The sequence below is a fragment of the Bradyrhizobium sp. 6(2017) genome, from assembly GCF_011058295.2.
Classification (GTDB): domain Bacteria; phylum Pseudomonadota; class Alphaproteobacteria; order Rhizobiales; family Xanthobacteraceae; genus Bradyrhizobium; species Bradyrhizobium septentrionale.
The window spans coordinates 9,217,926-9,233,470 of sequence record NZ_CP049289.2 but is presented as its reverse complement, the minus strand read 5'-3'; the positions used below and the strand labels follow the sequence as shown (position 1 = coordinate 9,233,470).

General features: G+C 63.9%; 12 protein-coding genes. 7 read left to right on the top strand and 5 right to left on the bottom strand.

What is annotated here, in order from left to right:
* Positions 1–140: 140 nt before the first annotated feature.
* From G6P99_RS43895 to G6P99_RS43870, 6 genes are all read left to right on the top strand, one after another.
* A complete protein-coding gene (locus G6P99_RS43895; RefSeq protein ID WP_029077771.1) occupies positions 141–686 on the top strand; it encodes a c-type cytochrome in 546 nt (181 codons plus the stop codon).
* Between the two features lie 215 nt (positions 687–901).
* Positions 902–2,803 carry an extracellular solute-binding protein gene (locus G6P99_RS43890; RefSeq protein ID WP_029077770.1) on the top strand — a complete coding sequence of 634 codons (1,902 nt, stop codon included), beginning with the start codon at positions 902–904 and terminating at the stop codon, positions 2,801–2,803.
* A gap of 16 nt (positions 2,804–2,819) precedes the next feature.
* Positions 2,820–4,694 (top strand): extracellular solute-binding protein, encoded by a 1,875-nt coding sequence (locus G6P99_RS43885; RefSeq protein WP_029077769.1) that lies wholly within the window; start codon positions 2,820–2,822, stop codon positions 4,692–4,694.
* Between the two features lie 3 nt (positions 4,695–4,697).
* Positions 4,698–5,807 carry a microcin C ABC transporter permease YejB gene (locus G6P99_RS43880; protein ID WP_029077768.1) on the top strand — a complete coding sequence of 370 codons (1,110 nt, stop codon included), beginning with the start codon at positions 4,698–4,700 and terminating at the stop codon, positions 5,805–5,807.
* A complete protein-coding gene (locus G6P99_RS43875; RefSeq protein ID WP_029077767.1) occupies positions 5,807–6,991 on the top strand; it encodes an ABC transporter permease in 1,185 nt (394 codons plus the stop codon). Before G6P99_RS43880 ends, G6P99_RS43875 begins: the two co-directional genes overlap by 1 nt.
* A 3-nt stretch (positions 6,992–6,994) precedes the next feature.
* Positions 6,995–8,620 (top strand): ABC transporter ATP-binding protein, encoded by a 1,626-nt coding sequence (locus G6P99_RS43870; protein WP_029077766.1) that lies wholly within the window; start codon positions 6,995–6,997, stop codon positions 8,618–8,620.
* 107 nt (positions 8,621–8,727) lie between these two features.
* Here G6P99_RS43870 and G6P99_RS43865 read toward each other — a convergent pair whose 3' ends face one another.
* Together G6P99_RS43865 and G6P99_RS43860 are read right to left on the bottom strand one after the other, a co-directional pair.
* The gene (locus G6P99_RS43865; RefSeq protein WP_029077765.1) at positions 8,728–9,570 is read right to left on the bottom strand and encodes an NlpC/P60 family protein; all 843 of its coding nucleotides are present in this window, start codon (positions 9,568–9,570) and stop codon (positions 8,728–8,730) included.
* Positions 9,563–10,942 carry a leucyl aminopeptidase family protein gene (locus tag G6P99_RS43860; RefSeq protein ID WP_029077764.1) on the bottom strand — a complete coding sequence of 460 codons (1,380 nt, stop codon included), beginning with the start codon at positions 10,940–10,942 and terminating at the stop codon, positions 9,563–9,565. The genes G6P99_RS43865 and G6P99_RS43860 overlap by 8 nt, the downstream gene beginning before the upstream one ends.
* Positions 10,943–11,134: 192 nt before the next feature.
* On the opposite strand from G6P99_RS43860, the gene G6P99_RS43855 reads away from it, so the two are divergent.
* Positions 11,135–11,932, top strand: a complete 798-nt coding sequence (locus G6P99_RS43855; protein WP_029077763.1) for a tetratricopeptide repeat protein — start codon at positions 11,135–11,137, stop codon at positions 11,930–11,932.
* A gap of 172 nt (positions 11,933–12,104) precedes the next feature.
* Here the strand turns inward: G6P99_RS43855 and G6P99_RS43850 are convergent, their stop codons facing one another.
* From G6P99_RS43850 to G6P99_RS43840, 3 genes are read right to left on the bottom strand one after another with little or no spacing between them, the layout of a single operon-like run.
* A complete protein-coding gene (locus G6P99_RS43850) occupies positions 12,105–13,079 on the bottom strand; it encodes a type II secretion system F family protein (RefSeq protein ID WP_029077762.1) in 975 nt (324 codons plus the stop codon).
* Positions 13,080–13,088: 9 nt separating this feature from the next.
* Positions 13,089–14,066 (bottom strand): type II secretion system F family protein, encoded by a 978-nt coding sequence (locus tag G6P99_RS43845; protein ID WP_029077761.1) that lies wholly within the window; start codon positions 14,064–14,066, stop codon positions 13,089–13,091.
* 11 nt (positions 14,067–14,077) lie between these two features.
* Complete coding sequence (locus G6P99_RS43840) at positions 14,078–15,541, bottom strand: CpaF family protein (RefSeq protein WP_029077760.1); 1,464 nt, start codon at positions 15,539–15,541, stop codon at positions 14,078–14,080.
* Positions 15,542–15,545 lie beyond the last annotated feature (4 nt).

The window sequence follows — 15,545 nt, the reverse complement described above, 5'->3', positions numbered from 1 at the left end:
TTATACGGGTTGCCAGAGCGCGGGCAAACCGATATCTCAACCCTGCTTGGGGCGGTGCGATAAGGCCGATTCCCAGGTCTTTCCCGCGGCCGTAATTCCCGGCCTGAAGTCGACATTCAAGGCCCGGAGCCTGACCCGAAATGGACTCCTTCGAACTCAACAAAATTCTCGGTGCGCTTCTCGGCACCTGCATCGTCGTCCTGGTGATGAGCTTTGCCGCCGGATCGGTGTTTTCCGCGAAGCTGCCGGAAAAGCCGGGCTTTGAGATCGCGGTGAAGGAAGAGTCCCATGGTGGCGGCGAGGCGGCTGCGGCCGCATCCGAGCCGATCGAGAAGCTGCTGCAGACCGCCTCGGTCGAGAAGGGCGCGGCGGCCGCCAAGAAGTGCCAGGCCTGCCATACCTTCGAGAAGGGCGGTCCCAACCGCGTCGGTCCGAACCTGTTCGGCGTCGTGAACGAGGCCAGGGGCGAAGGCCGTGGCTTCAATTTCTCGGCGGCCATGAAGGCCAAGGGCGGCAACTGGAGCTTCGACGACCTCAACAAGTTCCTGACCAATCCGAAGGGCTTCATCCCGGGCACCGCGATGGGCTTCGCCGGCGTTCCGAAGGACAGCGAGCGCGCCGACATCATCGCCTATCTAAATTCGAACTCGGAGCATCCGGCTCCGATCCCGACCGCTTCGAAGTAACGATTTGCTTCGCGCAAGCATGTGGATGAAACGGCCAGGCAATGCCTGGCCGTTTTCGCATGCGGAATCTGCTGTCGCAGAGTTGTTATCGGGACGTTTCGCCGCACCGATATTGTTCCCGGGCTGACATCATGAGGAAAAAGCAACGTAATTTGTCGAACCGTTGCCTTATATTGGGTCCCATGTAAGCGGGGCCGCAAGCAGGAAGAGCGAATTTGGCGATCACCCGACGACACCTACTTCAAGGCAGCGCACTGGCGGCAATGGCTCCGGCGCTCGGACTTAACCCCGGCATCTCGGCGATCACGCCGGCGCTCGCCGACGACGCCCCCAACGGGCTTAAATGGCGACACGGCCTCTCGCTCTTCGGCAACGTCAAATACGCGGCTGACTTCAAGCGATTTGACTACGTCAATCCGGATGCACCGAAGGGAGGTCTTGTCCGGCAAATCTCAATTGGCACTTTTGATAATTTCAACATCGTCGTCTCGGGTGTGAAAGGCTCCATCGCAGGCGCTGTGGCCTTCATTTATGAATCGCTGACGACGGCTTCGCTCGACGAAGTCTCAACGGAGTACGGATCGCTGGCGGAGGCCGCAAGTTACCCCGACGACTTCTCCTACGTCGTTTACCGTCTGCGCCCTCAGGCAAAGTGGCATGACGGAGCACCGGTTACTCCGGAAGACGTGATCTTCTCGCTCGACGCCTTCAAGGCGCATCACCCGATGTTTTCCGCCTATTACAGCCATGTGGTGAGAGCGGAGAAGCTTAGCGATCATGAAGTAAAATTCGTCTTCGATATGCCAGGTAACCGCGAATTGCCGCAGATCGTGGGCCAACTCACGATCTTGCCCAAGCACTGGTGGGAAGGCACCGATGGCCAAGGCCGCAGGCGCGATATCTCCGCGACAACGCTGGAGCAGCCGCTTGGGTCGGGACCGTATCGGATCAAGGAGTTTGTCGCAGGACGGACCGTGACTCTGGAACGCGTCAAGGACCATTGGGCGCGCGACCTCGCGATCAACGTGGGGCGCAACAACTTCGACGAACTTCGCTACGAGTACTTCAGGGATCCGACGGTTGCGATCGAGGCATTCAAGGGCGATCAGATCGATTGGCGTTTGGAGAACAGCGCGAAGGCATGGGCGACTGCCTATGATTTTCCGGCCGTCAGCGACAAGCGTGTGGTGCTGGAAGAGTTTCCGAACCGCAGTTCAGGCGTCATGCAGGCCTTTGTTCCGAATCAGCGCCGTGCCAAATTCAAGGATCCGCGTGTTCGCCGGGCTCTGAACTACGCGTTCGACTTCGAGGAAGTCAACAAACTACTGTTCTTCGGCCAATACAAGCGCATCATTAGCTACTTTGATGGCGCCGAGGAATTGATGGCGACTGGGCTGCCGCAAGGCAAGGAACTTGCCATCCTTGAATCACTGCGTGATCAGGTGCCAGCCGAAGCATTCACAACGGTCTATACCAACCCGGTCGGTGGCAATCCCGAGGCCGTGCGCGAAAATCTCCGCGAAGCATCACGTCTGCTCAAGGAGGCCGGCTACGAAGTACGAGACCGGAAGCTCGTGGATTCCAAGAGCGGAGAACCGTTCTCTATCGAACTGTTGAGTGAGGATCCGAATTTCGAAAGGATCATGCTGGCCTACAAGCCGGCACTCGAGCGGCTCGGATTTTCGATCACAGTGCGCACGATCGACCCGATCCAATACGAAAATCGGCTTCGCAGTTGGGATTTCGACATCGTGGTCGCGTCTTGGGGGGAATCCCTGTCACCCGGCAACGAGCAGCGCGAATACTGGGGATCGAAGGCTGCAGACAACGCCGGATCGCGCAATATTGCCGGCATCAAGAGCCCGGTGGTCGACAAACTGATCGAGCGGGTGATTTTTGCGACGGATCGCGAAGATCTCGTTGCCGCGACGAAGGCGCTCGATCGCGTGTTACTATGGAACCATTACGTCGTTCCGCAATGGAATTATCCGAAGGTGCGTACAGCGCGCTGGGATCGCTTCGGCCGTCCGGCAGAATTGCCCAAATATGGCCAATCGGGATTCCCGGCGATCTGGTGGTACGACGCCGACAGAGCGGCCAAGCTCAAGCGTTCATAAGATTAAGGATTCGCGCATGGCGCTGTTTACCCGTCGGCACGCACTCGGTCTCGGCATCGGTGCATTGAGTGCTGCAGGATTGCGTGCTGCGCCGGCGGCAGCCGACAACGGAACCGAGATGCACGGCATGTCGGTGTTCGGCGACCTGAAATATCCGGCGGATTTTCAGCAGTTCGACTATGTCAATGTGAAAGCGCCGAAGGGTGGCGCGTTCTCGGTGATTCCGTGGGTGCGCGGTTACAACCAGTCCTACTTCACCTTCAATTCGTTGAACGCCTATGTCCTGAAGGGCGAAGGCGCGCAGGGCATGGACATGACGTTCGCGACGCTGATGTCGCGCGCCAATGACGAGCCCGATGCGATGTACGGCTATGCCGCGAAGTCGGTGCAGATCTCGCCGGACAAGCTGACCTATCGCTTCACCATGCGTCCCGAGGCGCGCTTCCATGACGGCACCAAGCTGACGGCGCAGGACGCCGCCTTCTCGCTCAACACGCTGAAGGAAAAAGGTCACCCGCTGATCCAGGTGCAGCTGCGCGACTTCGTCAAGGCTGAGGCGCCCGATGACGCGACTGTGGTGGTGACCTTCGCAGCGGGCCGCGCCCGCGACGTGCCGCTCTATGTCGCGGGCCTGCCGATCTTCTCCAAGGCCTATTACGCGGCACGATCGTTCGAGGAATCGACGCTCGATACGCCGCTCGGCTCGGGGCCGTACAAGGTCGGCAGGTTCGAGGTCAACCGCTACGTCGAATTCGACCGCCTCAAGGATTGGTGGGGCGCCGACCTTCCGGTCAATCGCGGCAGCTACAATTTCGACACCGTACGCTATGAATTCTATCGCGACCGCGATGTGGCGTTCGAGGGCTTCACCTCGAAGAGCTATTTGTTCCGCGAGGAGTTCACCGCGCGCGTCTGGGCGACGCGCTACGATTTCCCCGCGGTAAAGGATGGCCGCGTCAAGCGCGAGACGCTACCGGACGACACGCCGTCCGGCGCGCAAGGCTGGTTCATCAACACGCGCCGCGACAAGTTCAAGGATCCACGCGTGCGTGAGGCGCTGATCTACGCCTTCGACTTCGAGTGGACCAACAAGACCATCATGTACGATGCCTATGCGCGCACCGTGTCGCCGTTCCAGAATTCGGACATGGTGGCCGAGGGACCGCCGCCGCCCGAAGAGCTTGCGCTGCTCGAGCCGTTCCGCGGCCAGGTGCCCGACGAGGTGTTCGGCCTGCCCTTCGTGCCGCCGATGTCCGACGGCTCCGGCCAGGACCGCGCGCTGCTGCGCAAGGCGGTACAACTGCTCAACGAGGCCGGCTGCGTCATCAAGGACGGCAAGCGCGTGCTGCCGAACGGCGAGCCCCTCACCATCGAATTCCTCAACGATGAGCCCTCGCTGCAGCCGCACCATGGGCCCTACATCAAGAACCTCGGCACGCTCGGCATCGAGGCTACATTCCGCCTCGTCGACGCCGTGCAGCGCCGCGCGCGGGTGGAAGATTTTGACTTCGACATGACCATGGAGCGCTTCAACTTTTCGGCGACACCTGGCGACAGCATGCGGCCGTTCTTCTCCTCGCAGGCGGCGAAGACCAAGGGCTCCTACAATCTCGCAGGTATCGCCAATCCCGCAATCGATGCCCTGATCGAGAAGATCATCGGCGCCAATAATCGCCAGGAGCTGACGATTGCCTGCCGTGCGTTCGACCGCGTGTTCCGCGCCGGCCGTTACTGGGTGCCGCAATGGTACCGCAACACGCATCCGGTCGCCTATTGGGACCAGTTCGGTCATACCGAGAAGCTGGCGAAATATACCCAGGGCGTCGGGGCGCCAGAGAACTGGTGGTATGATGCGGCCAAGGCCGCAAAGCTCGAACAGGCGAAGAAATAGCCGATGAGCGCCTATATCGCCCGACGTATCTTCCTGATGCTGCCGACGCTGCTCGGCATCCTGTTCGTCTCCTTCGTGGTCGTGCAATTCGCGCCAGGCGGGCCGGTCGAGCGCGTCATCGCGCAGATCAACGGCGCCGACACCGGCGGCACTTCGCGCGTGTCGGGTGGCGGCGGCGATTTCGGCGCGCAGCGCGGCCAGGGCGCGGGCGCAGCCGGTGCCACCAACTCGAAATATCGCGGCGCGCAGGGACTCGATCCGGATTTCATCAAGAAGCTCGAGGTGCAGTTCGGCTTCGACAAGCCGGCGCCGGAGCGGTTCGCGCTGATGGTGTGGAATTTTGCGCGCTTCGACTTCGGCAGCAGCTATTTCCGCAGCGTCAGCGTGCTGCAGCTGATCAAGGAAAAGCTGCCGGTCTCGATGTCGCTCGGCATCTGGATGACGCTGCTGACCTATCTGATCTCGATCCCGCTCGGCATCCGCAAGGCGGTCAAGGATGGGTCGCGGTTCGACACCTGGACCTCGGCCGTGATCATCGTCGGCTTTGCGATACCGGGCTTCCTGTTTGCGATCCTCCTGATTGTGCTGTTCGCCGGCGGCTCGTTCCTCAACATCTTCCCGCTGCGCGGCCTGACCTCGGACGGCTGGGCGCAGTTTCCCTGGTACTGGAAGATCATCGACTATTTCTGGCATCTGACGCTGCCGCTGGTGTCGATGGCGCTCGGCGCCTTCGCCACCATGACCTTGCTCACCAAGAACTCGTTCCTCGACGAGATCCGCAAGCAATATGTGATGACCGCGCGCGCCAAGGGCTGCAGCGAGGGTCAGGTGCTGTACGGCCATATCTTCCGCAACGCCATGCTGATCGTGATCGCGGGCTTCCCGGGCGCGTTCATCCACGCGTTCTTCTCCGGCTCGCTGTTGATCGAGACCATCTTCTCGCTCGACGGGCTCGGCCTGCTCGGCTTCGAGAGCGTCTTGAACCGCGACTATCCGGTGGTGTTCGGAACGCTGTTCATCTTCTCGCTGGTCGGATTGGTGGTCAATCTGCTGTCCGACCTCGCCTATATGTGGATCGATCCCAGGATCGACTTTGAGGCGCGGGAGGTCTGATGACGATGCTCGCGCCCCAGCCGGTCGAAACCACGACGCAATCGCCGCTCGGCGAGGCCGTGCCCGCCACGCGTCACGGCTTTGCGCCGTCGCCGCTCAACAAGCGCCGCTGGCAGAACTTCAAGGCCAACCGCCGCGGCTACTGGTCGTTCTGGATCTTCCTCGTGCTGTTCGTGCTGTCGTTGTTCGCCAATTTCATTGCCAACGACAAGCCGCTGGTCGTCAAATATGACGGCCGTCTCTACTGGCCGGTGGTGTTCACCTACGCAGAGACCACCTTCGGCGGCGACTTCGAGACCGCGGCCGACTATCGCGATCCGTACTTGCAGAAGCAGATCGCCGCCAAGGGCGGCAGCATGATCTGGCCGCCGATCCGTTACTCCTACGACAGCCGCAACCTCGACCCGCCGACCGCGGTGCCGTCGAAGCCGACCTGGCTCCTGACCGAAGCGCAGTGCAAGGACGTGGTGAAGCGCAAGGGCCTGACCGGCTGCCGCGACCTCGAATACAACTGGCTCGGCACCGACGATCAGGGCCGCGACGTCGTCGCGCGGCTGATCTACGGCTTCCGCATCTCGGTGCTGTTCGGCCTGACGCTGACCATCCTGTCCTCGATCATCGGCATCGCCGCCGGCGGCGTGCAGGGCTATTTCGGCGGCTGGATCGATCTTGGCTTCCAGCGATTCATCGAAATCTGGACCGCGATCCCCTCGCTCTATCTGCTGCTGATCATCTCGGCGGTGCTGCCGCCGGGCTTCTTCATCCTGCTCGGCATCCTCCTGCTGTTCTCGTGGGTCTCGCTGGTCGGCCTGGTGCGGGCCGAGTTCCTGCGCGGCCGCAACTTCGAATACATCCAGGCGGCGCGCGCGCTCGGCGTCTCCAACCGCGTGATCATGTTCCGCCATTTGCTGCCGAACGCGATGGTCGCGACCATGACGTTCCTGCCCTTCATCGTCTCGTCCTCGGTGATGACGCTGACGGCGCTGGATTTCCTCGGCTTCGGCCTGCCACCCGGCTCGCCCTCGCTCGGTGAATTGCTGTCGCAGGGCAAGGCCAACGTGCAGGCGCCGTGGCTTGGCCTCACCGGCTTCTTCTCGGTTGCGATCATGCTGTCGCTCCTGATCTTCATCGGCGAAGCCGCGCGCGACGCCTTCGATCCGCGCAAGACATTCTCGAAGGGCTGACGCATGGACGCGACCAATCAGCCTCTGCTCGACGTCAGCGACCTCTCCGTCGCCTTCGGCCGCTCGCTTGCGGTCGATCGTGTCTCCTTCTCGATCAAGCGCGGCGAATGCACGGCGCTGGTGGGCGAGTCCGGCTCGGGAAAATCGGTTAGCGCGCTGTCGGTATTGAGGCTGCTGCCCTATCCGGCGGCGTCACATCCCTCCGGGGCGATCCGTTTCAAGGGCCGCGATCTCCTGGGATCGTCGGAACGCGAGATGCGCGGGATTCGTGGCAACGACATCTCGATCATCTTCCAGGAGCCGATGACCTCGCTCAATCCGCTCCACACCATCGAATCCCAGATCGGCGAGATCCTGTCGTTGCACAGCGGCATTAGCGGTGCGGCGGCGAGGGAGCGGACGCTGGAGCTATTGGGCCAGGTCGGCATCCCCGAGCCGGAGACACGGCTCAAGAGTTATCCGCACCAATTGTCCGGCGGCCAGCGCCAGCGCGTGATGATCGCGATGGCGCTCGCCAACGAGCCCGATCTGTTGATCGCGGACGAACCGACCACCGCGCTCGACGTCACCGTGCAGGCGCAGATCCTGGCTTTGCTGGCGGAGATACGCGCGCGGCTCGGCATGAGCCTGTTGTTCATCACCCACGACCTCGGCATCGTCCGCCGTATCGCCGACACGGTCTGCGTCATGAACAGCGGCAAGATCGTCGAGCAGGGCCCGGTCGAGCAGGTCTTCACCGCGCCGAAGCACGCCTATACCAAGGCGCTGCTAGCGGCCGAGCCGAAGCCCGACCCGGCGCCGCCGCAGCCCGATGCGCCGGTCGTGATATCGACGGACAATCTCAAGGTCTGGTTTCCGATCAAGCGCGGGCTGTTGCGCTCGACCGTCGGCCACATCAAGGCGGTCGATGGCGTCAGTCTCGCCGTGCGCAAGGGCGAGACGCTCGGCGTGGTCGGCGAATCCGGCTCCGGCAAGACCACGCTTGGGCTCGCGCTGCTCAGGCTGATCTCGTCGGATGGTCCGATCGTGTTCCTCGGCAAGGACATCCAGGGCCTGCGCTTCAAGCAGATGCTGCCGTTCCGCCTCGACATGCAGATCGTGTTCCAGGACCCGTTCGGCTCGCTCAGCCCGCGCATGTCGGTGGCTGACATCATCGCCGAGGGGCTTGAAGTGCACCAGAAGCAGCTGTCGCGCGAGGAGCGCGAGGTGCGGGTGATCAAGGCGCTCAAGGATGTCGGCCTCGATCCCGAGTGGCGTTTCCGCTATCCGCACGAGTTCTCCGGCGGCCAGCGCCAGCGCATCTCGATCGCGCGCGCGGTGGTGCTGGAGCCGAACTTCGTCGTGCTGGACGAGCCGACCAGTGCGCTCGACATGCTGCTCCAGGCCCAGATGGTCGACCTGCTGCGCGACCTGCAGCGCAAGCGTGACCTCACCTACATGTTCATCTCGCACGATCTGCGCGTGGTGGCCTCGCTCGCGAGCCATCTGATCGTGATGAAATCCGGCAAGGTCGAGGAGGAGGGGCCGGCCTCCGAGCTCTTCAAGAACCCCAAGAGCGACTACACCCGTGCGCTGTTCGCCGCCGCCTTCCGCATCGAAGCGGCCGGCGGGGCGGCCGTGGCGACGTAACTCTGTAGCTGTTGTAGGATGGGTAGAGCGAAGCGAAACCCATCATCGGGCCACGCGGTTGCAGCCTGATGGGTTTCGCTGCGCTCTACCCATCCTACGACATCTCGCTAAAGCCGCTTGATCGCCAGGACGCCGCTGCCGGCGGCCTTGATCCGCGCGATGGCGGCCTGCGTGTTCTCCACTGCCGTTGCCATGTGATGCGCGTTGGCGTGCACGATTGTGGTCGCATCGCGCGCGATGGCGACATGGCCCTTCCAGAAGATCAGGTCGCCGCGTTGCAGATGCTTTGATTCCGCCGCGGTCAATTCGCGGCCGAGCCCTTCCTGCTGCATGTCGCTGTCGCGCGGGCAGCCGGTGCCGGCGGCGGTCAGCGCGATCTGCACCAGGCCGGAGCAGTCGATGCCGAGGCTCGATTTGCCGCCCCACAGATAGGGCGCACCGACGAATTGCTCGGCGATCGCGACAGAATCCGGCGCCATCGCGTCGAGCGGCGCAACATGCCGGCGCGGCAGGTGCCAACCCTCGCGGGTCACCGCGAACGGACCGTCCTCGCGGACGATCGCAAGCTTCGTGCCCATCGCCAGCGCCTCGACCGGCGGTAGCTTGATCGACGGCCCCGGAAACGCCAGCGTGCGCAGCACCGCCACCTTGTGCGTCGGCGTCGCGCCGGGCTTGGTCAGCGCGGCCTCGGGGATCCAGCCGACATAGCCGTCATCGGCGAGCTGGCCCCAGGCCCAGCCTTCGCTATTACGATCGTACACCGTGACGCGCTCGCCCTTGAGCGCCTGCGTCATCTGCTCGGCATCGGCCGCAGGCGCATGACGCAACGGGGCGATGGCGTCGCTGACTTCGAATACCTCGCCGTCAACGAAGCGCGCGGCCTTGACCTTGCCCTCCAGATATTTTGCGGCGACGTCGTCGCGGGCCGGCGTCAGTCTGACATCATGCATAGCGCTGGCTCAACAATTTATAGATTGCGCGTGCGGCCTGGCACTCGCCGCCTTCGGGGCGGCCGGGTTTTGCGGATGGCGTCCAGCCGTAGATGTCGACATGCAGCCAGCTTCTCGCCTGCTCGACAAAGCGCTGCAGGAACAGCGCGCAGGTGATCGAGCCGGCGAAACCGCCTGACGGTGCATTGGTGATGTCGGCGGTTTTGGAGTCGAGCCAGGCATCGTAGGCCGGCCACAGCGGCATGCGCCACAGCGGATCGTTCTCGCGCTTCGCATGGGCTGCGACGTCGCCGGCCAGCGTCTCGTCATTGGTGTAGAACGGCGGCAAATCCGGGCCCAGCGCCACGCGCGCCGCACCGGTCAGCGTGCCCAGATCGACCAGCAGATCGGGCTGCTCCTCGTCGGCAAGGGCCAGCGCGTCAGCGAGCACCAGCCGTCCTTCGGCGTCGGTGTTGCCGATCTCGACGGTGATGCCCTTGCGCGACCTGAAGATGTCGAGCGGGCGGAACGCATTGCCGGCGACCGCGTTCTCGACCGCCGGGATCAGCACGCGCAGCCGCACCTTCAGCTTCGCGTCCATGACCATCTGCGCCAGCGCCAGCACGTTGGCGGCGCCGCCCATGTCCTTCTTCATCAACAGCATGCCGCTGGACGGCTTGAGATCGAGCCCGCCGGTGTCGAAGCAGACGCCCTTGCCGACCAGCGTCACCTTCGGATGGGCCGGATCGCCCCAGCTCAGGTCGATCAGCCGCGGCGCGCGGGTCGATGCCATGCCGACGGCGTGGATCAGCGGAAAATTCTGCGCCAGCTCGTCGCCGCTGATGCAAGTGAAGTCGGCGCCGAACCGTGTCGCGAGGTCGCGGGCCACCTCGGCGAGCTCGGCCGGCCCCATGTCGTTGGACGGCGTGTTGATGAGGTCGCGCGCGAGCGTCGCCGCATCCGCCATCCGTGTGATCTCGGCGGCATCGACGCCGTCGGGCAGCACCAGGCGAACCTCCGGCGTCTTGTTGGTGCGATAGCGAGCGAAGCGATAGCAGCCGAGCGCGAAGGCGAGCGCGGCGAGCCGCGTGTCATGCGGCGCGTTGGCGAAGCGATAGACGCCCGGCGGCAGCAGGCCGGGCAGGGCGCCGGCCCTGAACGGATCGGGCGATCGGCCACTGGCGTCCTCGAGGCCGAACAGCACCTGCGCGATGCTGCCGTCGGCGGCCGGCAAGGCGAGGGACTTGCCGGGCTTGGCCTCAAAGCCATTCGCCTCCGCGAACTGGCGCGCCGCCGCCGGCAGTTCGCTCCGGACCGCATCCCATGTCGATTTGGTGACGAAGGTGATCGGTGTGACGGCGGCGGCGGTTGCGGTCTCGAACACGGATGGCATGCGGCTCTCGGCTGTTCTGGCGTCGTGGGTGGCTACTACACGCCTTTCGCGGTGGATGGTAGCGCACGAGCGGTTCACGCGACGTGCGGAAACGGAACCGGGCCCGCCCAGTTAACCAGACGTTAGGGTTAACAGTCTATTGCTGGCACGCTCGGCTGGATCCATTCGCCTGATTTCGTGAGTCACAGTGCCATGTGTCGACAGTCCAATTTGACCCGGCATCTCGCTTCCGCGGCCCTCGTGGCGGTCCTCGCCGCTGGCCTTGGCGGTTGCCAGACCATGTCTGACGTGACGGGATCGATTGCGTCCAAGTCGGATCCGGTGCCCGATGATCCGCGCCGTGCCGCCGAAGTCTATGGCGAGCGTTATCGCAAGAATCCCAAGGATGTCGACGCCGCGATCGCCTACGGCCAGGCGTTGCGCATGAGCGGACAGCGCTCGCAGGCCTGCGCCATGCTGGAGCAGGCCACGATCGCCAATCCCGGCAACAAGACGCTGCTCGCCGCCTATGGCCGCGCGCTGGCCGACAACGGCAATTCGCAGGCTGCGTTCGATGTGCTGAGCCGCGCCCACAGCCCGGACAATCCGGACTGGCGGATCCTGTCGGTGCAGGGAACCACGCTCGACAAGATGAACCGGCACGAGGAGGCGCGGCGCTATTACGCAAGCGCGCTGCGGCTGGCTCCGGACGAGCCGTCGGTGCTGTCCAATCTCGGCCTGTCCTACATGCTGACCAAGGAATTGCCGAAAGCGGAAGAGACGTTGCGCCAGGCCTATGCCAGCGCCCGCGCCGACACCCGTATCAGGCAGAACCTTGCGCTCGTGGTCGGCCTTCAGGGCCGCTTCGCGGAGGCCGAAACCATCGTCAAGGCCGACCTGCCGGCAGACGAGGCGGCGGCCAACGTCGCCTATCTCCGCGACATGCTGAACCGCAAGGACGGGCCGCGAACCGCATCGCGCGCCGCCCCTGTCGTCGCCAAGGACGACTAGCCAACACGGCAACTTCCATACCTCCCCTTGAAAAGGGGAGGTCGCTTTGCTCGTCAGAGCAAAGCGGGTGGGGATCATCTCTCTCCACGGGCAGCGTCGCCTGTGGCTGACCCCCATGCCGGCCTTCCCCCTTTCAGGGGGAAGGAGAAGGCGGTCGGCGCGGCGGCGCCGCTCAATGCATCGTAGCGATCTTGATGTAGGACGGCCCGAGGATCACGATGAACAGGCAGGGCAGGAAGAACAGGATCATCGGCACGGTCAGCTTGGGCGGCAGTGAAGCCGCCTTCTTCTCGGCCTCGTTCATGCGCATGTCGCGGTTTTCCTGCGCCATCACGCGCAGGCTCTGGCCGAGCGGCGTGCCGTAGCGTTCGGATTGCTGCAGGGCCATGCACACCGACTTCACGCCCTCGAGCCCGGTGCGGCGCGCCAAATTCTCGTAGGCGGTCCTGCGGTCCTGCAGGTAGGACAATTCCGCGGTCGTCAGCGCGAACTCCTCCGACAGCGCGACCGACTGTCCGACGATCTCGTTGGCGACCTTGCGGAAGGCGACCTCGACCGACATGCCCGACTCGATGCAGATCAGCAGCAGGTCGAGCGAATCAGGGAAGGCACGCTTGATCTGGAGCTGACGCTTGGAGATCGCGTTCTTCAGGAACAGCATCGGGGCCTGGAGGCCGGCATAGGCCGCGCCGACGCAAATGCCGATCTTCAGCGTGAGCGACCAGGTCGCGCCGGCGATGAAGAACGTATAGATGATCGCGGCGAGCAGCATCACGACCGGCGTCGCCGCGCGGGCTGCCAGGAAATAGACGTACGGGGCGTGGCCGCGATAGCCGGCCATCACCAGCTTGTCGAGCGCCGCTTCCTGGGCCAGCCATTTGGTGAGGTTGAGGTCATCGACCATCCTGGAAACGGCCTGCTTCGGCGTCTGCCGCAGCGTCACCTTCTCCGACTTGGAGAGCCTATCGCGTTCGCGCTGCCGGAGACGTTCGCGCTCGCTGGCGACCGCCTTCATGCGCTTGTCGAGATCACCGCCGGCGAGCAGCGGCATCACCAGTGTGTAGACCGTCGCGCTTGCCGCGAAGAAGGCAAGCAGCATGGTCATGAACCTGACGTCGTGGAGCTTGGCGATAAGGAAATCAATCATGCTGCACCGTCAGAAATCGAAATTGATCATCTTCTTCATCACCAGCACGCCCATCGACATCCAGACGGCGCAGGCGACCAGCATCAGCTGGCCCATCGAGTTGGTCCACAGCAGCGCGATGTAGTCGGGGGTCGTGAGGAACACGAGGATCATCACGATCGGCGGCAGCGAGCCGATGATGGCGGCGGAGGCCTTGGCTTCCATCGACATCGCCTGGATCTTCTCGGCCATCTTCTTGCGGTCGCGCAGCACCTTGGACAAATTGCCGAGCGCTTCCGACAGATTGCCGCCGGACTTCTGCTGGATCGCGATCACGATGCCGAAGAAGTTTGCTTCCGGCAGCGGCATGCGCTCATAGAGCCGGGAACAGGCCTCGCCGAGGGGCATGCCGATCGCCTGGGTCTCGATGATCGCGAGGAACTCGCTGCGCAACGGCTCCGATGCGTCGTTGACGACCGCCTTGAGCGATTCGAACAGCGGCAGGCCGGCCTTGATGCCGCGCACGATGACGTCGACGGCGTCGGGCAGCGCCCGCAGGAAGGCCTTCTCCCGCCGCTTCTTCAGCCAGCCGAGCAGCCAGCGCGGTACGCCGAGACCCATGGCAAACCCGATGCCGGCCGCGCCGAGCATGCCTCCGCCGGCCAGAAATGCCGCGCCGAATCCGAACAGGCCGAGGGCTCCGGAGATTATCCAGAATTTCTGCTCGGACCATTCCAGTCCGGCCTGCGAGATGCGCATGCCGAGCGGGACTTTCCTGTCCTTCTGCCGCCGCGCCTCGAGCTCCTTCAACGATCCCTCGACCTGCTCGCGGCGCGAGCGTTGCGTGCGGTCGACATTTCGTGCTGCTGCAGGCTCGCTGCGCGCCACCGATGCGCGGCGCGACTCGGCCTTCTTCTCTCCCGACAGGTAGGGATAAAGGAAGACCCAGGCGATGCCGCCCACGGTCGTGGCGGCGAGGAAGGCCAGGGCAACGGTTTGCGTCTGCATCCTGCGTTCCCCTAGACCGGCGCCGGCGCGTCGGAGGCGTCGAGCGCCGCCGCAAGCCGCTTCTCTTCATTGTAGTAGCGCGCACGCTCCCAGAAGCGTGGCCGGCCGATGCCGGTCGAGCGGTGCTTGCCGATGATCTTGCCGTTGGCGTCTTCCCCGACCACGTCGTAGAGGAAGACATCCTGGGTGATGATGGTATCGCCTTCCATACCCATCACCTCGGTGATGTGCGTGATGCGGCGCGAGCCGTCGCGCAGGCGCGCAGCCTGCACGATGATGTCGACCGAGGCGCAGATCATCTCGCGGATGGTGCGCGACGGAAGCGAGAAGCCGCCCATCGTGATCATGGATTCGCAGCGCGACAGTGCTTCGCGCGGATTGTTGGCGTGCAGCGTGCCCATCGAGCCGTCGTGGCCGGTGTTCATCGCCTGCAACAGGTCGAACGCCTCTGGTCCGCGGACTTCGCCGACGATGATCCGCTCCGGGCGCATACGCAGGCAGTTGCGCACCAGTTCGCGCATCGTCACCTGGCCCTCGCCCTCGATGTTCGGCGGCCGGGTTTCCAGCCGCACCACATGCGGCTGCTGCAGCTGGAGTTCGGCGGCGTCTTCGCAGGTGATAATGCGCTCGTCGTGCTCGATATAGTTGGTCAGGCAGTTCAGCAGCGTGGTCTTGCCGGAGCCGGTACCGCCTGAGATGATCACGTTGCAGCGGACCCGGCCGATGATCTGCAGGATGGTCGCCCCTTCCGGCGTGATCGCGCCGAACTTGACGAGCTGGTCCAGCGTCAGCTTGTCCTTCTTGAATTTGCGGATGGTCAGCGCAGGCCCGTCGATCGCCAGCGGCGGTACGATGGCATTGACGCGCGAGCCGTCGGCGAGGCGGGCGTCGCAGATCGGCGAGGATTCGTCGACGCGCCGGCCGACCTGGCTGACGATGCGCTGACAGATGTTGAGCAGCTGCTGGTTGTCGCGAAAGCGGATGCCGGTGCGCTGGATCTTGCCGGCGACTTCGATGAACACGGTGCCGGCGCCGTTGACCATGATGTCGGCGATGTCGTCGCGCGACAGCAAGGGCTCCAGCGGTCCGTAGCCGAGCACATCGTTGCAGATGTCGTCGAGCAGCTCTTCCTGTTCGGCGATCGACATCACGATGTTCTTGATCGCGATGATCTCGTTGACGATGTCGCGGATTTCCTCGCGCGCGGACTCGCTGTCCAGCTTGGCGAGCTGGGCAAGGTCGATCGCCTCGATCAGGGCGCCGAAGATCGTCGCCTTGACCTGATAATAGTTGTCCGAGCGGCGGGCTTCGACGATTGGAGCCGGCGGCGGCTTGGCCGGGGCCAGCGGCGGTGACGAGATCGTGGGCGCGACGGACTCGCGCGCCATCGGCGGCGCGCCGGCGGGCTCCGGCGCCTGAAAGGCGGGCTTGGGTGCCCGCACGTCCCCATCGTTTCCGCTACGCTTACCAAACACGACG